The 21,429-nt window shown below is 43.5% G+C and carries 16 protein-coding genes and 1 pseudogene; 14 read left to right on the top strand and 3 right to left on the bottom strand.

Going from position 1 to position 21,429, the window contains the following annotated elements:
- The first annotated feature begins 1 nt into the window (after window position 1).
- The 6 genes and pseudogenes from DXA15_RS15995 (at window position 2) to DXA15_RS15970 (ending at window position 7,850) form a co-directional block, all read left to right on the top strand.
- Window positions 2-3,029 (top strand): annotated as a pseudogene (locus tag DXA15_RS15995) (glycoside hydrolase domain-containing protein).
- A gap of 14 nt (window positions 3,030-3,043) precedes the next feature.
- Window positions 3,044-4,768 carry an endo-alpha-N-acetylgalactosaminidase family protein gene (locus DXA15_RS15990; RefSeq protein WP_128134669.1) on the top strand — a complete coding sequence of 575 codons (1,725 nt, stop codon included), beginning with the start codon at window positions 3,044-3,046 and terminating at the stop codon, window positions 4,766-4,768.
- A 23-nt stretch (window positions 4,769-4,791) separates the two neighbouring features.
- Window positions 4,792-5,136, top strand: a complete 345-nt coding sequence (locus DXA15_RS15985; RefSeq protein WP_128134668.1) for a glycosyl hydrolase family 28-related protein — start codon at window positions 4,792-4,794, stop codon at window positions 5,134-5,136.
- On the top strand, window positions 5,115-5,810 hold the full coding sequence (locus DXA15_RS15980) for a hypothetical protein (RefSeq protein WP_128134667.1): 696 nt from the start codon (window positions 5,115-5,117) through the stop codon (window positions 5,808-5,810). Before DXA15_RS15985 ends, DXA15_RS15980 begins: the two co-directional genes overlap by 22 nt.
- Complete coding sequence (locus tag DXA15_RS15975; RefSeq protein ID WP_128134666.1) at window positions 5,750-6,469, top strand: hypothetical protein; 720 nt, start codon at window positions 5,750-5,752, stop codon at window positions 6,467-6,469. Before DXA15_RS15980 ends, DXA15_RS15975 begins: the two co-directional genes overlap by 61 nt.
- A gap of 19 nt (window positions 6,470-6,488) precedes the next feature.
- The gene (locus DXA15_RS15970; RefSeq protein ID WP_128134665.1) at window positions 6,489-7,850 is read left to right on the top strand and encodes an endo-alpha-N-acetylgalactosaminidase family protein; all 1,362 of its coding nucleotides are present in this window, start codon (window positions 6,489-6,491) and stop codon (window positions 7,848-7,850) included.
- Between the two features lie 214 nt (window positions 7,851-8,064).
- Here the strand turns inward: DXA15_RS15970 and DXA15_RS26730 are convergent, their stop codons facing one another.
- The 3 genes from DXA15_RS26730 to DXA15_RS15960 form a co-directional block, all read right to left on the bottom strand.
- Window positions 8,065-8,646, bottom strand: a complete 582-nt coding sequence (locus DXA15_RS26730; protein WP_233567345.1) for a Gfo/Idh/MocA family oxidoreductase — start codon at window positions 8,644-8,646, stop codon at window positions 8,065-8,067.
- Window positions 8,540-9,163, bottom strand: a complete 624-nt coding sequence (locus tag DXA15_RS26725; protein ID WP_233567344.1) for a Gfo/Idh/MocA family protein — start codon at window positions 9,161-9,163, stop codon at window positions 8,540-8,542. Before DXA15_RS26725 ends, DXA15_RS26730 begins: the two co-directional genes overlap by 107 nt.
- Window positions 9,164-9,230: 67 nt before the next feature.
- Window positions 9,231-10,397 (bottom strand): MFS transporter, encoded by a 1,167-nt coding sequence (locus DXA15_RS15960; protein WP_128134664.1) that lies wholly within the window; start codon window positions 10,395-10,397, stop codon window positions 9,231-9,233.
- Between the two features lie 253 nt (window positions 10,398-10,650).
- Between DXA15_RS15960 and DXA15_RS15955 the strand changes: the two genes are divergently transcribed.
- The 8 genes from DXA15_RS15955 to DXA15_RS15920 all read left to right on the top strand — a co-directional run bounded on the left by DXA15_RS15955 (window position 10,651) and on the right by DXA15_RS15920 (window position 21,119).
- Window positions 10,651-11,832 carry a 6-bladed beta-propeller gene (locus tag DXA15_RS15955; protein ID WP_128134663.1) on the top strand — a complete coding sequence of 394 codons (1,182 nt, stop codon included), beginning with the start codon at window positions 10,651-10,653 and terminating at the stop codon, window positions 11,830-11,832.
- Between the two features lie 93 nt (window positions 11,833-11,925).
- The gene (locus DXA15_RS15950; protein WP_128134662.1) at window positions 11,926-13,227 is read left to right on the top strand and encodes a phenylacetate--CoA ligase family protein; all 1,302 of its coding nucleotides are present in this window, start codon (window positions 11,926-11,928) and stop codon (window positions 13,225-13,227) included.
- Window positions 13,228-13,249: 22 nt separating this feature from the next.
- Window positions 13,250-13,675 (top strand): amino acid-binding protein, encoded by a 426-nt coding sequence (locus tag DXA15_RS15945; protein ID WP_007658150.1) that lies wholly within the window; start codon window positions 13,250-13,252, stop codon window positions 13,673-13,675.
- A gap of 67 nt (window positions 13,676-13,742) precedes the next feature.
- Complete coding sequence (locus tag DXA15_RS15940; protein WP_007658148.1) at window positions 13,743-14,555, top strand: outer membrane protein assembly factor BamD; 813 nt, start codon at window positions 13,743-13,745, stop codon at window positions 14,553-14,555.
- 26 nt (window positions 14,556-14,581) lie between these two features.
- A complete protein-coding gene (locus DXA15_RS15935; RefSeq protein ID WP_122363083.1) occupies window positions 14,582-14,914 on the top strand; it encodes a DNA-directed RNA polymerase subunit omega in 333 nt (110 codons plus the stop codon).
- A gap of 157 nt (window positions 14,915-15,071) precedes the next feature.
- Window positions 15,072-15,533, top strand: a complete 462-nt coding sequence (locus tag DXA15_RS15930; RefSeq protein WP_128134661.1) for a DUF4293 domain-containing protein — start codon at window positions 15,072-15,074, stop codon at window positions 15,531-15,533.
- Window positions 15,534-15,882: 349 nt separating this feature from the next.
- Window positions 15,883-19,149: a TonB-dependent receptor gene (locus tag DXA15_RS15925; RefSeq protein WP_233567343.1), complete on the top strand. Its 3,267-nt coding sequence runs from the start codon at window positions 15,883-15,885 to the stop codon at window positions 19,147-19,149.
- An 11-nt stretch (window positions 19,150-19,160) separates the two neighbouring features.
- A complete protein-coding gene (locus DXA15_RS15920; protein ID WP_128134659.1) occupies window positions 19,161-21,119 on the top strand; it encodes a RagB/SusD family nutrient uptake outer membrane protein in 1,959 nt (652 codons plus the stop codon).
- Window positions 21,120-21,429 lie beyond the last annotated feature (310 nt).

Raw genomic sequence — 21,429 nt, 5'->3', positions numbered from 1 at the left:
CATGAAACGTATATTATTTTTTGTACTATTAACCTGGGTTGGATTATCCTGCGGAAAAACATCCTCTCAGGCACCATATCCTTATGGCGTTGCCGAGAGTCCGTGGAATGAAGCCTTAGGTAATCATAGGGCTGTATTGACTGTCGATGAACCGGCGGAAGCTGTTATGCTTTCTTTCGATTGGAGACGTCCGGATAAAGAAGTCGATAACCGTCGTTTTCTGGTCGTGAATGCTGTAACGGGTGATACGATTTCCAATATTAAACGGATAGCGGTCGACAACGAACAATGCAAACTGATTTTTGGTCCGGTTAAAACGAAAGGCACTTACTATTTTTATTATTTGCCTTACCTGGTACAACCCGGATATGGAAATTATAACCGGGGATATTATCCCAAGGAAGATGCTCCCGACCGGCAATGGGTTGAGACTTCTGCTTCGGCTGGTCAGTTACCGGAAGCAAAGATTGTCCGGGTGGAATCGCGTACGGATTTCGATAGTTTTTATCCGATGGAGATTATGCTTCTGCAAAGGAAAAGAATGATTATCGAAAAGCCCATCCCGGACGCTTTCTGGTTTTTCCTGAAGACCGGACTTTCCCGATACGAATGAAATCCCAGGTGCCGTATAAATGGTTTCAGACAAACGACCATTCTACATTCAAGGCTACAGCGATGCCAAACGAATATTATACTTTCCAGTTGGGGGTATGGAATGGTAAGGATGATTTGAAAAGTATCACGTATAAAACGGAAGGTTTGAAAAGTGGTAACCATATAATCCCGGCGAAAGCAATTACCTGCTTCAATCTGGAAGGCGTGAATCCGGTAGGAAAACCCTTTACGAAGATAGTGGGTGTTTCTTCTGATGCTGTTCAGCCACTTTGGTTCGGCATTGATTTGGAAGAGAACCAACCTCCGGCACCTATAAAGGGGTGATTGCTGTTTCTGATGAAACGGGATATTCCGTTCCGGTAAATATAGAACTGAAAGTAAGCGGTAAGCCATTGGCCGACCGGGGAGATAACGAACTTTGGCGTCATAGCCGTTTGCGATGGCTCAATTCTACGCTGGGTATTACGGATAAACCGACAAGCGGCTATACTGATTTGTCTTTGGATGATAATCGTATTTCTTGTCTGGGACGTACTGTCGGTATCGATATGCAGACAGCTTTACCTTCTTCGATCGATTCCTGGGGGCATGAGTTGCTGGCTTCTCCGGTACGCTTTATCATTCAAACGTCTTCGGGTGAAAAGAAGTTGAACGGGACAATTGAGCAAACCGGCTTGTCGGAAGGTAAAGTTTCCGGTAGCTGGAAAGCTGAAGATGACGACCTTGCGTTGACTTGTCATGCAACAATGGAGTTTGACGGTTGGATTAATTACATTTATTCTATAGAACCCAAAAAAGAGTTGCAGGTTAAGGATATCCGTCTGGAAATACCGCTGAAAAGTGAAGCCTCCCCTTATTTTATGGGACTGGGGCTACCGGGGCAGGAAACGCCGGCTACCTATTCGGGCGGTTGGGAGACAAAAGGAAAGACGGTTCATGATTATGCCGTTTCTATTCCTACTTCCAAAAGTACCTCCTGGCTATGGCCTTTCGACAGTTTCTGGTGCGGTTCCGAGAAAGCCGGTATCCATTGTGAATTGCGCGGAGCCAGTTATACCGGACCGCTTTTGAATCTATATCGACCTGCTTATCCCGAAAGCTGGTACAATAACGGTAAAGGCGGTTTCCGTATTCAGCGCAACGGAAGTCGTACACTTGCTACTGCTTACAGTGGAGAACGTACGCTCAACGCCGGAGAGAATCTGACATTCGATTTTGCGTTGCTGATAACTCCTGTCAAAAAACTGAATGCTCACAGTCAGTTTGCCGACCGTTATTACCACAATGGCGGAGCTCCGACACCGACTGAAGAGAATTTAAAAGCCGGCATCAAGATTATCAATGTCCATCATGCTAATGAATTGAATCCGTTCATCAACTATCCGTTTATCACAGCGACCAGGATGAAAGACTTTGTGAACGAATGGCATGGCAAAGGTTGTAAGGTTAAGATTTACTATACTATCCGTGAACTGACGAATGTCGTCCCGGAGATATGGGCGTTGCGCAGTTTGGGGGATGAAATCCTGCAAGGTGGCAGAGGGGGTGGTTTCCCCTGGTGCCGGGAGCATTATGTAACGGATTATACCCCTCAATGGTATCAGCATCTCGATGACCAACATTTGGGGATTGCAGCCGATGCTTCTGTCCTGACAGCTACCGGAGATTCCCGTTGGTACAATTATTATATAGAAGGGTTGGCCTGGATGGTAAAACATGTCGATATCGACGGTCTTTACCTGGATGATGTCGCTTTCGGTCGTGATATGCTGAAACGTATGCGTCATGCGATGGATGATGTGAAGCCGGGGTGCATTATCGACCTGCATTCGAATACCGGGTTCTCGCGTGGTCCGGCCACTCAATATGCGGAGTATTTCCCGTATGTGGATAAAGTTTGGTTCGGTGAAAGTTTCATGTACGATGAGATGTCGCCTGCTAACTGGCTGGTGGAAGTTTCCGGTATTCCGTTCGGCCTGATGGGAGATATGTTGCATGGCGGTGGTAATAAATGGCTGGGTATGCAATATGGCATGACGGTTCGCCAACCTTGGGTGACGGAAGGAGTTTCCTGTGATCCGCGGTATATTTGGCAATTGTGGGATGATTTCGGAATCATGGATGCAAAAATGATCGGTTTCTGGGAAGAAAAGCCGGCAGTAACCTCTTCCGATAAAGAGGTGAAGGTTACGGCCTATGTCAATGAGGGGAAGACTTTATTATCGCTTGGTAATTATTCCGGTGATAAGAAACAGGTGAAATTGACTATCGACTGGAAACAATTGGGTCTGAACCCTTCTTCTGTCCGTATGGTTGCCCCGGCAATTACAGATTTTCAGGAAGCTCGTGAATTTACTCCGGATGAATCGATCCCGGTTGATCCAAAGCGAGGATGGTTGATTATTATTAAATAAAAGGACTTATTATCATGAAAATATTCTATTATATTCTAACAATCTTTTTCTTTTTGTCATGTAGCGATCAGAGGGCACTGGAGCGAATAGAGATTCAGTTGGATAAAGAGACTCTTAATCCGGTGCGTAATCCGGGTGAACGGGGAACGATCCGTATTATCGGTTGTGATTCGAAAGGTAATACATGGGATATTCCATTGTCTGATGTAGCCTTATCCGTTCGCACCGTCAATGCCAGCGGGAATGTCGAGGTTGCTGCTTTGTCCGGTGACCAGTTGATTCCGAAAGATGGCGGATTGGCAGAAGTTACGGCTGTTTATCAGAAAGACGGAACTACTTATTCGGCTAAAAAGAAAGTGGTCGTGACTCCTTATTACCGCGACTATCATCAGACGCTGGTATTGAAACTTTTTATGGGGTATGATGGTGAACTGAATGAACCCGATCCGAATAATGTGATCTTTCAGCATAAAGACCCGTCCCGTCTCTGTACGTTCGCAGAAGCATTGGACGTCGTAAAACGGGTAGATCACCTGACACGCGGTATTCCTAAAATTATTTATCTGGTCGGTTGGCAGCGTGGTGGTCATGATCATCTTTATCCCGACTGGAGCATCGTCAACCCTAAGCTGAAACGCGAAGAAGATGCTACAGCTCTAGAAAGTCTCCGTTGGCTGATCCGTGAAGCACGTGCTTATAATACGACTATCAGTCTGCACATCAATATGGTCGATGCTTTCGAGGAAAGTCCTCTTTGGGATACTTATATCAAAAATGATATTATTGCACGTGATGTCAATGGAAACCTGAAATCCATCTGGGAATATGTCAAAGGACATAGAGCTTATCATCTGAGCTATACGAAAGAGTGGGAGAAAGGCTTCGCCAAAACCCGTGTCGACAACCTGATCGAGATGGTTCCCGAACTAAAGGAAGGCCATACCATTCATATCGACGCTTTTATGGCTTACTGGCAACCGGAAAACCGTCCGTTAAGTCCTTGGCATGCCAAACCGGAGAACGGAGGTATCGATATGTATAAAGAGGTGGAAACACAGCGGAAGATCTTTAAATACTGGCGCGAAAAAGGATTCGATGTTACCGGTGAAGGTATTTTCTGGGCTCATCCGGCAGGTGAAGGTTTTGTCGGCCTGCAACCTATGTCGTGGTGGTTTCCGGCGGATATAAACTTCCAGATGGAAGTCCCCGAACGGTTATCGGCAAGGGGACGGACACATCGGGACGGACAAGGTGATTTTCGTTTCGGTTCCAGTATGCAAGGTGAGGAGATTTTTCAGAAAGACAAGGATAATCTTCCCGGTTTCCTGTCTCAGTTCTGTACGATGACGTTGCCTTGGTATTATCTGAGTCGTCTTGAACGTGTTGCTTTTATCGATGACGCATTGTATTACAGTGATGGTGTTGTAGCCTGTGTGGAAGATGGAAAGAAGATCATCCGCAAAGGCGATTTTATCCTGCGTGAAAACGACAACCTATTTGTCCCCGCTCTTTGGAACGAGAACGAGATCATCGCCTATTCCGCAGAAGGCTACGATAACCGCAGCTGGCGAATGCCGGAAGGTTGGGAGAAGGTCGGTGCCGTAGATGTTTATACCATATCCATGAATGAACCGGCTCTGAAGTCTTCGGCAATACCTGTGGATAATGGATTCCTCAAGCTGGCTTTAAGAAAAGGAGAGGCTGTTTCGATCGTCCCCGCAGGACTGGCACTTCAGTAAAAGAGATGCTTAAAGAATAAAATATGAACATGAAACTATTATTTGTTTGCCTTTGTACCTGTGCCGGCCTTTTGCCGGTACAAGGCAAAGCAGTTGGAAAATTGGTAAACGTGGCCAAGTACGGGGCCATTGCCGATGATGGGAAAGATGACACCAAGGCGTTGCGGAAAGCAGTGGATTATTGCTGTACCCAACCCGGTTGTACTTTATATTTCCCGCCTGGAGTGTACCAGCTAAAAGATGATGATGCCGTGCGTTTGGAGGAAGAGGCGTTGGCCGGAAAGTTTGGAACAAATCCTGAGCTGTTATTTATACGCCATATTATCCTTATTCGAAAGGGCTTGATTTGGGTGGAGCTACAGACTTGACTCTCTCGGCAGAAGGAGCTACCTTGCTGTGTGAGGGGTGGATGGAACCCCTTTGTATAGAAAATTGTACCCGTGTGAAGGTAAAGGGGCTGACAATTGATTATAAGCGAAAACCTTTCTCTTCGGGAGAAATTATCTCCATCCAGCCAGATTATTTTGATGTGCAGTTTACAGATGAAAGAATCATTACAGACGAAATGCCTCTTACCCGTATGACGATTTGGAATAAAGAGAAGAATCGGATGTATCCTGATCCTATCTACTTCCCGAAACGTGAGTTGTTGGGAAACAATCGGGTTCGTTTCCATCATCAAATACCGGCCGGATTGTTGGGGGCGGATGCCGGGGTGTTGCATTCTTTTCATTTCCGGCCGGCTATCTTGATTCACCGGAGTACACAGACGGAATTGGAGGGTGTGACGATCCATTCGCAAGCAGGAATGGGGATTGTCGGTTTCGACAGTAAAGATATTTTGATCAAACGTCTGGCTGTTGTTCCTGCACAGGGATATTATATTCTACGAATACGGATGCTACCCATTTTGCTTGTTGTGAGGGGTTACTTCGTTTTGAAGGGTGCACTTTCCAAGGGCAGGGAGATGATGCTACGAATGTGCATGGTTACTATCAGAGTATTGTTTCGGCATCTGCCAATCAGGCGGAACTGTTGGTGAAAGCTGTAACATATACACATGCACAGGTGGCAGATGTGCCACGTGTTGGTGATGTGATGGAATTGGTGGAGATCAAAACATTGAAGCCGGTTCGTACTTATCAGGTGGTTGCTGTGTCGCATCAAAGGCCGGCCACTTCTTCACAGGTGACTTTTTCAGACAATCTGCCGGCCGACTTTGAGAATTATTATCTGATGAATATCACCAAACTCCCTCGGTTGGAATTTGAGAACTCATTCATAAATAGCCATCTGGCGCGGGGAATATTGGTGAAGACGCGCAGTGTCTTAATCAATAATAATGTTTTCCGTAACGGGACCGGTACGGCAGTCCATGTAGGAGCAGAAGCCTCTTGGCATGAAGGCACGCATGCAAAAGATGTAGTTATCACCAACAACGTTATGATGGGGTGCGGGAACGGAGCCGGTGGGCAAGGAGGGGCATCCGGCATTGCTGTCATCATCGACGCTGATGATACAGGATCGTCTTACCTGCATGACCGGATACGGATAGAGAATAACCTGATCATGGGAGAAGGGAATCCTTGCGGCATTTATATAGGTAATGCGGATCATGTCCTGTTGAAACAAAACCGTGTGTTACAATGCCAAAAGGAATATATGGTTCATAGTGTAAATAATTTATCTGTTGTCAAATAATAGATTATATAAATAGATCATGGAGAAGCGATTACAAATACTTATTTTCTTTTTATTATTTCAATTGAGCTATATCAATGCCTTTAATCATGATTATTCCCATACTTGGGTCACGAAAATGTTGTTGGCTGTGCCGGATAAAAATGGAGGTAGTGATGTACGCTTGACTTTTGAACAGGCCTTGGAAATAATTCGCCAGTCGGATAACCTTTCATTGGGTGTTCCGAAGATTGTTTATCTTGTTGGCTGGCAATATAACGGGCATGATGATAAATATCCGGCTTTTTTTGAAGTGAATGAATATTTGAAACGGGATACCGATGTTTCTGCTCGTGAGAGCCTGCGCTGGCTGATTCGTGAAGCACGGAAATATAATACCACTGTCAGCTTGCATATCAATGTGACCGATGCTTACGATGATAGCCCTTTGTGGCCTGAATACGTAGTGAACGACTTGATCTCGAAGAATGCTGACGGTAGTCTGAAAGTGATCGGCGTATATAACGGACGTAAAGCTTACCAGATCAATTATCGCAATGAGTGGGAGGCCGGTTATACTCAGATGCGTATTGACCGTTTGTTGGATTTGTTGCCTGAATTGCAGGAAAGCGGGACGATCCATGCCGATGCCTGGATTGCGCGTCCTAGCGAAGGACACAACGAAACGGTCATTGTAGAGGCCGAATATCAGAAGAAAGCGGCTGCATATTGGAAGGCCAAAGGATTAGATATCACCAGTGAATGGATGATGGATTACATGGTGGGTATCGTCCCTTACGCTTGGCATTTCAATGGTGCGGTTCAAAATGATTATTTGCGTATCCCAGCCAATGTTTATACAGGTACGGGGCTTAACCCGGATATCCGTAGTAGTGACCATGACCTAGGATTTCTTTTCGGAACTTCCTGCTATGGAGAACCTATCTGGAAAATTGCGGAGAATTACTCATGGCAACCTCTTCTTACGGAAGACTTCATGTTGAAATGTCCGCAATATTTCTACCTTAACAGTTTGGAGCGTCTTTCTGTGGAAGGCGAGGGGAAAAACCGTGTTTCCTTGTTCAGTGGCCAGGTCAGCGTTTCGCTTTCAGATAGCACGGTCCGGCAAAAAGACCGTATCCTGCGTAATAAAAACACTATCTGTATCCCGGTCGTATGGCGCGATGATGAAGGTGTAATTGTCTACAGTCAGGACACGAATGGAAGGACTTCTTTCGATATCCCTTATTTATGGGGCAACTCTAAGTCGGCAACTGTTTATAAGGTAACGGCTGAAGGTTTGCAGGAACCCCGGAAGATCAATATAGCTAATGCAAAAATGGTCATTGATATAATCCGGGGGATACCTTATTATGTAATACCAGAGTGCCCGGTCCATTGAATGTACGGGGCGGATATAAATCGATCTGTTAGAAGCTTTAGCCTAAGGGGGGAGAGGCTTATCACTTTCCCTTCTTTCCTGCTTCTTTCTGCCGCAAAGGCTATCAGATGGCTTTCCAGCGACTCGTCGAGTGGTGTGCTCATCAGGCTGGCATCCTGGCGGCGGATGGCTTCGATCCAGTCGCGGATCATACCGGCATCACCGCCACCGTGGCCTACGCTTCGTAGTTGAGAGCGTCTTCAGCATTGGCATTGTATGTTTTTGAAACACCGGTGGCGAAGTCGGTGTGGGTGAACTCTTCCATGTCGCCGACGATGTCGCCACGCGTCCCCATGATGCGGGTACGGCGGCCCCCATACGATGTGAAAGCCTCTATCGAGAAGTTGACCGTTACGCCGCCTTCAAATTCCATCAGCATCATATAATGATCGGGCTGGTTGTTCTCGCAATGGTAGACGCATTTGCCGTACGGTCCTGTTTTTAGGTTTTCGAGGATGACGTCGCCCTGTTTGTCCGGGTCTTCCGGCAGGTCGAATACGTATAGCCAGGTGCGGTCGCGGTAGTAGATTTTCAGGGCGGAGAAAGGGCAGGTCGCTTCTGCCGGACAGCCGTCGGTACAACGGGCCGGAGCACCTTCGGGGGCGTTTTCCGCCTTAAAATGCGCCAGGTCACCGAAGGCTACCACTTTCTTACAGGGCTTGCCGATGATCCAGTGGAGGATATCCAGGTCGTGACTCGATTTGGCAAGGACCAACGGGCGTACTCGCTTCTGCGTTGCGCCAGCTTCCGCGCACATATGAATGGCTCATGTGTACATGTTCTATCGGTTCGAAATGCTGGATACTGACCAGGTCGCCGATCGCTTTGCTGCTCACCATCTCTTTCAGCATTCCGAAATAAGGCGAGTAACGGAGCACATGCGTCAGGCCGACGATCTTTCCTTTTTCTTTGGCATAGGCTACCAGGCGACGGCATTCTTCGTCTGTCTGTGCGATCGGTTTTTCAAGGAGGATATCATATCCCAGGTCGAGCGCTTTCATACAGGGGGCATAATGCAGATGGTCGGGGGTAGCGATAATGACGGCATCGGCAAACTTGGGACGGCTGAGCATCTCTTCCCAGGTGGCGACTCGGTTTTCTTCGGGTACATGGTATTTGTCGCCATATATGTTGCGGCGCAGTTCCACCAACTCGGCAATGCCGGTGATTTGCAAATCTTCCGGGTGTTCCAGTGAATAATCGCCGTACAATTTTCCTCTTCCGCTGGCTCCCAGCACGATGGCTGTTACAGGAGTGGCCTTTTCTGTGTTCATGATCTAAGATGATTATAAGTAAATATTCCCCAAATATAGGATAAAATCTTTATAAATCGTTCACCTGTTATTCTTTATCGGTCTTCGCCATTAGTTGCAGCCAGAGGAATAAGGCTCCTGGTACCATGATGATCGCGGCAGATGCCAGTAAGGCGATCCTGAGCGAATACATATCGTTCAGCCAGCCGATGAACGGAGCGATGGCGGCAAACATCAGGCGGATGATAAAGTTACGGATGGAAAGGACGGTGGCACGCATCTCCGAAAAGGTCATCTGGTTGATGTATCCTTTTAATATGGGGGTGGCAAAGCCTCTTATGATATAGAAAACGAACAGGATGGCTAGCCCTGCGTAGGTCAGGTTGAAGGCGAGTGCCACGTAACCGCCTGCCACGAATGTCAGGATCAGTATGCCCATCTTTTTGGGATCGAAATAACTGTCCACACGGTCCGAATAAAGAGCGGAGATCCCTACGGTCAGGTTCAGCACCGTCCAGATTACACCGAACCACGAAGTGGGCGTATTCATATACATCAGGTAAGGTTGTACGAACCACGCCATGGTGAGTGTGGCAGCTCCGATAATCCCTGAGAACATAATGTTGTAGCAGAGCCTTTTATTAGTGACCAGCGAGTACCTGATGATCCGTACGATCTCCTGTACAGGGCTTTGCACCTTACTTTTAATATTCAGTTCCTGTAGGGCGAAGGCTGCCGGAATGCCGCTGAATGCGATCAGTGCCTGTGCATAAAACGGATAACGCAGCGAATAAGCCGCCAGCAATCCGCCGAAAATACCGGCAATGGCTTCGGCAAAGTTACCGATCATGGTGATACGTCCTTCGTAACGCAGATAAAGGTTTTCCTTCTTATATTGGACTGTCGTATCGTACAGCAAGGCGGAGTCTGCCCCGTTGACCAGCGTTTGCCCTGTTCCCAATAGTATTTCGGCTATGACAAAGGCGGCGAAGGTGGAGGTGAACGAATAACAGAGATATCCGAAGAAGAAAAGAATACATCCGAGTATGAGGCATTTGCGCCGTCCCCACACGTCAGCCAGATATCCGGAGGGTATCTCAAGTGCCACGGCTGCGATTGAATAAACGCTCTTCAGTATAAATACATCCTGCAATCCCAGTCCATGATCTTCATAGAAAAGCACGATGATTGGCATGACCAGGGTGAACCATTTGGATAGTTTAATAATGTATAGTGCAAGTATGTTTCGTTTCATCTTGTCCGGAAATCTATCTTTAATCGTTGGGCAAAGGTACGTATATTATCACTCTTGCGTCTTACAGGGACGAACCATTTTTCTCCCGGCGGTTTGGAGTAGTCCATGTGAAATGTTAAATACAGGTATGTATACATTCATCTTCTTCGCTTTACGAATACAATGTGTGTTTTACGAATTTATCGTAATATCCTTGCTTCTTTGAAATATTATCCCTTTATTTGCGCTATGTTGTATTAAATTCAAAGGGATTATGAAAAGGATATGTTTATGTGCTGTGGCAGTGATGTTGGTTGTGGGACTGAATGGATGTAAGAATGGAGCAAAGAATGAAGGCCCGTTGCCTGTATTGGATTTTCGTGCGGATATTCCGGACAGGGAGGCCGCTTTGCAGGATTTGGGAAAGGTACGTTATTTCCGTCTGCAAACGCCTGAAAACGTGTTGCTGGGCGACCAGATGAAACTTATTCCCAGCGAAGCCGGGTTGTTCTTTATCGGGTCTTCTACCGGCGACGTGATCGGTTTCAATAAGAAAGGAGAGATGATCAGCCGTTTTAATCGCAAGGGGCAAGGCGGTGAAGAATATGCCCGAATACGCCATATCCTGTATGATGAGAAACGTCAGGAACTCTTTTTAGATGGAATAACCCAGATGCAGGTTTATGGTTTGGACGGGACTTATAAAAGGTCTTTCAGTCTGCCGGATTCTTTACAGATGGATGTAATCGAATCGCTGGATGAGAATGCAATGGTCTTTCTGGATATGAAAGGCGCTCTTTTTGTGAAAGAAGGTGAGACCGCTAAAATAGATGATAACCCGGAAGCAAGTAACCAGCCTTATGTCCTGATGGATAAGGAAACCGGAAAGAAGATCGAACGTCTGCCTATCGTCTCCGACAATCGTTATCGCAGTATGATCGTAACTACCCGCGACGGACGTCCCTTTATTCTGCTGAACCGTATGAGAAACCTACTATCCTGCGGCGACGGAGGATGCCTGATCAGCGAACCGGCTGCCGATACGTTATATCGGTTGTCGCCCGACCGCCAACTGAAACCTGTCTTTACCAAACTGCCGTTATCGACAGAGAAAGATGGAAAGATCGCTTGCGAGATTCGGGCATTGACTCCGAATCAGATGCTTGTCAACGCCGTCTTCCTGAAAGATGAAGGTCAAATGAAACTGCGTGACGAACTCTATTTATATAATGTGGCAGAAAACTCTTTCTCGCATGTCAAGCTGACAAATAAAGACTGGCAGAACGGCGACATGATGAACTTTGTCTTCAATAATAACAAGCTCTATTATACCTTATATCCTTTTACTTTGCTGGAAGCAATGGAAAAGAACGAACTGGGCGGAGACCTGCTGGAGATAACTAAAACATTGGACGAAGACGATAATTTGATCCTTATGGAAGTAAGTCTCGATTGATTTGGCGTTATTATTTATTGTCAGTTAGTAAAAAAGTTATTACTTTGCGACAGTTTTACACTACTAACAATTAAATGATAACAAACTGATACCATGATTTGGAACGAAACTATTGAATGTATGGACCGCGAAGAAATGCGGAAATTACAGAGCATCCGGTTGAAACGGGTTGTCGAACACGTTTATCATAATACTCCTTTCTATCGCAAGAAAATGCAGGAGATGGGTATTACTCCGGATGATATTCAATCAATTGAAGATATTTCCAAGCTGCCGTTTACGGTAAAGCAGGATTTAAGAGATAATTACCCGTTCGGACTGATGGCTGTGCCGATGTCCGAGATTGTTCGTTTGCATGCCTCTTCCGGTACGACCGGAAAACCCATTGTTGTGGGATATACCCGTAAGGACCTGTCGATCTGGTCGGAAGTGGTGGCACGCTGTCTGACAGCTTACGGACTTACGAAGAATGACTCTGTGCAGGTATCTTACGGTTACGGTTTATTTACCGGAGGTCTGGGTGCTCATGCTGGCGTGGAAAATATCGGTGGTACCGTAATTCCGATGAGTAGTGGTAACACGCAAAAACAGATTCAGTTGATGCACGACTTCGGAGCGAAAGGTCTGGCTTGTACGCCTTCCTATGCTCTGTATCTGGCGGAAACGATCCATAACTCGGGCATTCCTTTGGAAGAATTCCAACTAAGGGTAGGAGCGTTCGGCGCGGAACCCTGGACGGAAAATATGCGTAAGGAACTGGAGCAGAAACTGAATATTAAAGCATACGATATCTACGGATTAACAGAAATCTGCGGTCCCGGTGTCGGTGGCGAATGCGAATGCCAGAACGGTACCCACCTGTGGGAAGACCATTTCTTCCCGGAAATCGTCGATCCGGTAACTTTGCAACCTGTGCCTGAAGGTGAACAAGGCGAGTTGGTATTTACTACCCTGACCAAGGAAGGTATGCCGATGATCCGTTACCGTACGCGTGACCTGACGCACCTGATCTATGAAAAGTGCGAATGCGGCCGTACCGCTGTCCGTATGGGACGTATCCTCGGACGTAGCGACGATATGATGATCATCCGTGGTGTCAACGTATTCCCGTCGCAGGTAGAATCCGTATTGCTGGAAATGCCGGAATTCGAACCGCATTACCTGATTGTGGTGGACCGTGTGAACAATACCGATACTTTCCAGATCCAGGTGGAAGTACGACCGGATTATTATTCGGATGAAATGAACAAGATGATCGCGCTGAAAAAGAAGATCGCCGCCCGTATGCAGAGCGTGATCGGCATTCAGCCTGATATAAAGATTGTGGAACCGCGTAGCCTTGAACGCAGTATGGGTAAGGCAAAACACGTGATCGACAATCGTAAGTTAGTTTAAACCCTAAAAATAGTAAAGTGCTATGCTAATTAAACAATTATCAATCTTTCTTGAAAACAAGAAAGGCCGTTTTACGGAAGTGGCAAAGATTTTGGGTGAAGCCGGAGTGAACATGTCAGCCTTTACGGTGGCGGAGAATTCCGATTTTGGTATCCTGCGTCTGATCGTGTCGGACACAGACAAAGCAATTCAGGTACTTCGTGAAAAATTATATGCGGTGAGTGTGGCTGATGTGGTGTGCCTGCATTGCCCCAACCAGCCCGGTGCATTGGCGAAGGCGATGGAGATCATAACTTCGGCAGGTATATTTGTCGAATATATGTATGCTTTCTCGCAAGGAGAGGCAGCCAATGTGATCATCCGCCCCGACAATGTGGAGAAGTGTGCGGAGGTTCTGAAAGCCAACAAACTGGAGCTTATTGCTGCCAGCGATTTATATAAGTTGTAAATATTAACGTTATGCGCTTCGTTATTTTGCAATAAAAAATGTAACTTTGCGCGCTAAAAGTATGTGAATGAAAAAGGTTGTATTTTTATTGATGATGATTACGGTCTTGTTATCCTCCTGTGGGGAATATAACAAGATATTGAAAAGTACGGACTATGAGTTGAAGTATTCGTATGCAAAGAAGTATTTCAATGCAAAGCAATACAACAAGTCTGCTACCCTGCTGGATGAACTGGTTACAATCTTTAAAGGAACTGCTTATGCCGAAGAATCCTTGTACCTGCTGGCTCAGAGCTATTATGGACAAAAAGATTATCAGACGGCTTCGCAATACTTTAATACGTATTACACCACCTATCCGAAAGGCGAGTACACGGAATTGGCCCGCTATTATTCGGGATATGGTTTGTATCTGGACTCTCCCGATCCGCGGTTAGACCAGACGCAGACGTATGAAGCTATTAACCAGTTGCAGCTCTATCTGGAGTATTATCCGCAGAGCGAACGTGCCGCCGAAGCCCAGAAGATCATGTTTGAATTGCAGGAGAAACTGGCTTACAAGGAATTACTGGCTGTAAGATTGTATTATAACCTGGGTACTTACATGCGCGACAATAACTATTTGTCTGCCGTGATCACTGCCGAGAATGCCTTGAAGAACTATCCTTATTCCAAATACAGGGAAGAGTTTATGTTCTATGTTTTGCGTTCGAAGTATGAACAGGCTATTGCCAGTGTGGAAGAAAAGTTGCAGGGTCGTTATCGTGAGGTAGTGGATGAATACTACACTTACATGAACGAATATCCGGAAGGCAAATATGTAAAACAGGCACAGAAGTTCTACGATTATGCCAGCAAGAGAATAACAGATGCGTATTAACGATATTATTTAATCAATAAAGTAAAATGGATTACAGAAAGTCTAACGCCCCTTCGAATACGGTAACCCGTGACATGATGAAGTTGTCAGCCGACACGGGAAATGTATATGAAACAGTAATGATCATCGGAAAACGGGCTAACCAGATTAGTGTTGAAATGAAGCAGGACCTGGAAAAGAAACTTCAGGAGTTTGCTTCTTATAACGATAATCTGGAAGAAGTTTTCGAAAACAGAGAGCAGATCGAGATCTCCCGTTATTATGAAAAGCTTCCGAAGCCGACTCTGATCGCTGCTCAGGAATATGAAGAAGGTAAGGTTTACTATAAGAACCCTGCTAAAGAAAAGAATAACTTTTAACGAGTTGATGGTCGACAAGTAACCGTTGACAGTGAAATGTTCCAAATATAATGGGCAATTGTAATTAATAAAAATGCAATTGTCCATTTTTATTAGCCCATTTCCTATCTCTCTTTAACTGTCACTTGTCAACTGTCAACTGTCAACTTTAAGAATTATGTTACAAAGAATACAAACAGTTTACTTGCTTATTATCGTGGCCTTAATGGTCGCAACATTGTTTTTACCTCTTGCCATGTTGCAGGCGGGAGACCAGTTTTACTCTTTTGATGCAACAGGCGTAAGCACGATCGCTGCTGAACCGGAACTCGTTTATCCGACTTGGGGACTTTTTGCTTTGACGGCAGTAATCTCCATCCTGTCATTGATAACGATCTTCTTATTTAAGAAGAGGATGTTGCAGATCCGTCTTTGTATCTTTAACGGGATTCTGATGTTGGGTTTCTATGCCCTGTTCGGCTTCTTTGTATGGATTTTGAAAGATCAGCTGGCTGGTGCAGCGCTGAGTGTGAAGATTGCCCTTTCTTTCCCGATAATTGCATTGATCCTGGATTATCTGGCTATCCGTAACATCGGTGCGGATGAAGCATTGGTTCGTTCGCTCGACCGGTTGAGATAAGTTCAGATACTGTCTGAGACAGATAAAAAAAGCGCATTCATGTATTGATCATGGATGCGCTTTTTTATTGACGTATTCCGTATTTTAGCGTGATTGAATCCAAATATGTACTAACTCTATCTGTATAGCTTGTATTATATTTTATTTATCAAAAAACGAAAATTCTTTAGACGATATTGGATATCGAATGATTATCATATCGTTTTTTTTGTTGTGTGAAATAAATAAAAATTTGCCTATGATTAAAAAAAGAGAACACAACGACTGAAAAGGGATAATCCCCCTTAAGATCTAAATTAGAGAGAAAAAGAATTATCTAGGAAAAAACTTAAAGAAAATGACATTTAACATGAAGAGAGAGAATTTCCGGGGAATGAAAAACTGGAGCGTGACCTTTGCCCTTCTTTTTTTATTCTCTGCCGCCCCATCAAAAGCGGACACAGGAAAAGGCTTGGTAGCCTTAAATCCTATTATAGAAAAAGATGCTGGTACACTAGGTGTCCAACAAAATGAACGTACAATAAAAGGTTCAGTAAAGGATGAAAATGGTGAATCTGTTATTGGAGCTTCTATTCAGGTGAAAGGAACTTCTATCGGGACAATTACTGATGTAAATGGTGATTTCCACTTGTCTGTACCAACAAATGCTGTATTGAAAATCAGTTATATTGGTTATGTAACTCAGGAAATCCCTGTTGATAAAGAAAATCTTTTTAGAATTACTTTAAAAGAGGATACACAAACATTGGATGAGGTTGTCATTGTTGGTTTCGGAACACAGAAAAAAGTAAATCTCACAGGTTCGGTATCTGTAGTTGATTCCAAAAAACTCCAATCCCGACCGGTTGCTACTATTTCAGAAGCTTTACAAGGTTTGGTTCCCGGTATGAACTTCTCCTATGGTAGTACAGGTGGTGCAGAAATTAATCAAAATATGAAGATTAATATTCGTGGTGCTGGCACGATCGGAGAAGGATCAAAATCAGATCCTCTAGTCCTTATTGATGGTATGGAAGGTGATATGAACGTATTGAATCCGAATGATATCGAAACTATCTCCATATTGAAAGATGCTGCAGCCTCTTCCATATACGGTTCTCGCGCTCCTTTTGGTGTTGTTTTGATTACGACTAAAAAAGGAAAAGCCGGTAGGATTAGTATCAATTATAATAATAACCTTCGCTGGACTCATGCAATTAATATGCCGCATGTTGCTGACTCTTATACATTTGCTCAGTATTTTAATCGTGCGGCAGCTGCTGATGGTCAAAATCCAACATTTAACGAAGAGACAATGCAGCGTATTATAGGGTATCAAAATGGTTCATTTACAGACACGACAGTACCTAATACGAATGATCCGAATACATGGAACTGGATAGGAAATAGTAACAATGACTGGTATGATCTTCTTTTTGGTAATACAGCATTTTCACAAGAGCATTCGTTGAGTGCAAATGGTGGAACAGAAAAAATTCAGTATTATCTTTCTGGTAATTTTATGGATGAGAATGGTTTAATGAGTTATCGCCCGGATAATGTGAAACGATATACGATGACAGCTAAGATTAATGCAGAGCTTTTCCCTTGGTTACATGTAAATTACAGTACTAAATTTATGCGGAAAGATTATGAGAAAACCTCTTATATGGGTAATCAGTTATATCATGAATTAACGAAACGTTGGCCGACAGAACCGGTATTAGATCCGAATGGATATATTCTGAATGATCAGATATCAGGTCTTGTTCATAGTGGTTCCGATAATACACAGACAGATTGGTTGTATCAGCAATTCCAGATCGTGTTGGAGCCGATAAAGAATTGGAAAATATTTGGAGAAATAAATTATAAGACCATTGATGAGTTTTGGCATAAGCATACGTATAAACTACCTAAATGGAATGTTGACGGAAGCATGTTCTATAAGGGAGGCTTCGATGTGACTTCTGCAGAGGAATCAGCAGGGCGTACTAATTTTTTTAATCCGAATGTTTATTCAGAATATATGAAGGCATTTAAGGGAGGCCATACAATGAAGGCAATGGTGGGTTTCCAAGCTGAATTGAATAAATATCGTAAGTTAGGTGCAAAAAAGAATGATTTGATTACGGACAATGTTCCTAACATATCTCAGGCTACCGGGCAAGAGAAAATTACAGATTCGAAGTTGGAACATTGGGCTACGGCTGGTTTCTTTGGTCGTCTGAATTATGATTATAAAGAACGATATTTGTTGGAAGTAAATCTCCGTTATGACGGAACTTCACGTTTTATTCAGGATAAAAGATGGAATTTATTCCCATCTTTTTCTCTTGGGTGGAATATTGCCCGTGAAGAGTTTATGCAACCTTATGAACATATTGTAAATACGTTTAAAGTACGTGGATCATGGGGGGAGTTGGGTAATCAGAACACAGAATCTCTTTATCCATATATTCAAACAATGAAATTTGCAGCAGCCGATAAGGATGGTAAATGGCTTATCAATAATCAGCTTCCGAATACCTCAAATGCTCCGGATTTAATTTCTGTATTGCTTGGCTGGGAAACGATGCGCTCATGGGATATAGGTTTGGATATGGGATTCCTTCAGAATCGTTTGAATGTTAGTTTTGATTGGTTTGAAAGGAAAACAGTAAATATGGTAGGTCCGGCTCCTGAGCTTCCGGTAATTTTGGGAACAAAGGTTCCGAAGACGAATAATGCCGACTTAATGTCTCGGGGATTCGATTTGGATATATCCTGGAGAGATCAGATTAGAGACTTGCAGTATGGTGTTCATTTTATTCTTTCTGATGACCGTCAGAAAATATTGAAATACCCGAATGAAACAGGTTCTTTGAATACTTGGCGTGCTGGTCAGTATATGGGTGAAATTTGGGGATATGAAACGATAGGTATAGCAAAAACAGATCAAGAAATGAATGATCATTTGGCTACTTTGCCTAACGGAGGTCAGAATGAACAAGGTAGTAAATGGGCAGCCGGCGATATTATGTATAAAGACCTGGACGGTAATGGAGTGATTCATGAAGGAAAAACGATTACAGATCCGGGGGACTTTAAAATAATAGGAAATAACACACCGCGTTTTAAATTTGGTCTTGATCTGGATGCTGCTTGGAAGGGTATTGATGTTAGACTATTTTTACAGGGAGTTGCTAAAAGAGATTATTGGTTGGATGGCAATATGATGTTTGGTGCCAGTGGCGGAAAATGGGGATCGACTGTATTTACAGAACATATGGATTTCTTTCGTCCGGAAGGAGACGAATGGGGGACTAATCTGGATGGTTATTTTCCACGTCCGAACTTTGCTGGCGATAAAAACCAGAAGAAGCAGACGCGTTATCTTCAAAATGCAGCTTATTGTCGCTTGAAGAATTTGCAGATTGGTTATACGATCCCTGCTTACCTGACAAAAAGAATCGGTATACAAAATCTCAGAATATTTTTCTCGGCAGATAACTTGTTAACTATAACTTCATTACCTAATAGTTACGATCCTGAAACCTTAGGGACGGGATACGGGGCTGATAATGGTGCGACAAGTACGGCTAAAACATATCCGCTTTCACGGACTTATTCAACAGGATTTAGTGTTAATTTTTAAATGAAGTGACAATGAAAACATGGAATAAATATATAGTTATTTTGTTCGGAGGATTCATCGGACTGACATCATGCAATGACTTCTTAGAAATGAAACCGCTTGATAAAGTGACACCAGATGACTTCTTTTGGACGGAATCTGATCTAGCATCGTATGCTGTTAAGCATTATGAGTTCACAACTCATGATGGGTATAATATAGGTATATGGAAGGAAGATAATAATACAGATAATCAGGCTACTTCTTCTTTCGATAACCAATGGGCACCGGGTGAACTAAAGGTAAAGGAATCATACAATAAAAGAGAAGATGATCCTTGGAATTTTGATGTTATAAGGGAACTGAATTATTTTCTTGAAATTGTACTTCCTCGCTATGAAGCAGGTGAAATTACAGGCGTTGAAGAAAATATCAGACATTATATTGGAGAGATTTATTTTGAACGTGCCTGGAAATATTTTAGTAAATTGAAGACGTATGGTGATTTCCCGATTGTGAAGAATACCTTACCTGATGAGAAAGAGGCCTTGATTGAAGCAAGTAAGCGGCAGCCTCGTAATGAAGTTGCAAAATTTATTCTTAGTGACCTGGATCAGGCGATTTCATATTTAAGTAATACACCTCCTGGAGGAAAGAACAGGATAACCCGGAATGCAGCACTGTTGGTTAAGTCCAGAGTTGCTTTATTTGAAGCCAGTTGGTTGACTTATCATAAAGGGACGAGCCTTGTTCCGGGTGGACCCGGTTGGCCGGGTAAAGACTTCTCTGGGAATCTTGATGCCGATATCGCTTATTTCGTGTCTGAATGTAAAAAGGCGGCTGCAGAAATAGCAGATCTTGGCTTACTAGCTGTTAATCAGTCAGGAGAAAGAAAGATGGGAAATCCTTATTATGCGCAATTCTGTCTGGAAGATATGGAGGGTTGTCCTGAAATTTTGTTATGGAAGAAATATAATAATACTGATTTCAATATTTATCATTTTGCTACGTCGTATCTGCCAAGCGGTGGAAATTCGGGATTTACCCGTCAGTTTGTAGAAACATTTCTAATGAATAACGGACTGCCAATTTATGCTTCCGGTTCAGGATATAAAGGAGATACTTCTGTTGATAATGTAAGAGAAGGTAGAGAATCTCGTTTGGATTTATTTATGATGAAACCGATGGAAGTCATGGATACAAAAGTTGGTTTGAAATGGGGGGGAGATAACGGTGCTCCTGGAATTTTGAATTTGGCAGAAAATAGAGCTGTTACAGGATATGGATTACGTAAAGGTTTAAGTGATAACTATTATAAAGGTGGACAGACGAGTATAGAAGGTTGTCCTGTATTCCGTGCAGCGGAGGCTTATCTGAATTATATTGAAGCTTCCTGTATTGAAAATAATGGTACGAGTATTGATTCTAAGGTACAGGGATACTGGACTGCAATTCGTGACAGGGCTAATCTGCCAGATTATAAAATAACACTTGATGCTACGGATTTGGGTAAAGAATCAGATTGGGGTGTATACTCTGCAGGACAGCAGGTAAGTAAATTATTATACTGTATTCGCCGTGAACGTCGTTGCGAGTTACTGGAAGAAGGTTTTCGTATGACTGATTTGAAACGTTGGAGAGCACTTGATCAGGTACGAAATTATCAAGTAGAAGGTGTAAATTTATGGGAATCAGAGTTGAAGGATGCTTATAAAGATGAAACAAGCGGAAAGAATTTATTGATCCCGCAAGGACAGGAGAATCCCAATGTCTCTAATTACACAGAGAGTGGTAAATACTTGAGGCCATATCAGATCGTGAAAACTAATAATATTATGTTCAACGGATATAACTGGTGTGAAGCACATTATTTGACACCTATTGCTTTGACACATTTCAGAATTTCGGCAACGAACCCGGATGATCTGTCCACTTCTGTAATTTATCAGAATCCTGGATGGCCGTTAACACCTTCCGGTCCATCTAAATAGTATGATATAAAAGCTGAGTATTAGATCTATTATACTATGAATTTTATTATTATAATTATTTCATAGGTATTAGTACGCATCGTTGATGTGGGAAGGTTTCCTCCTCTGTGAAGAGGGGGAACCTTTAATGTACTATATAATTGAATTTTATTATTTTACCATAAAATAGTTCCTATGTTTAAAATCGGAAAAGACGGATAGCACGAGATAGCACTACAAAAGCTATACCATTTTAGTTAACTTTGTATTGTATCAAATTCATTATTAACTAATAACGATATAGCTTATGAAAACAGTACGAAGTAACGAA

It is taken from the genome of Parabacteroides sp. AM58-2XD (genome assembly GCF_003463685.1).
Taxonomy (GTDB): Bacteria; Bacteroidota; Bacteroidia; order Bacteroidales; family Tannerellaceae; genus Parabacteroides; species Parabacteroides segnis.
This window is presented reverse-complemented; position numbering and strand designations above follow the sequence as displayed.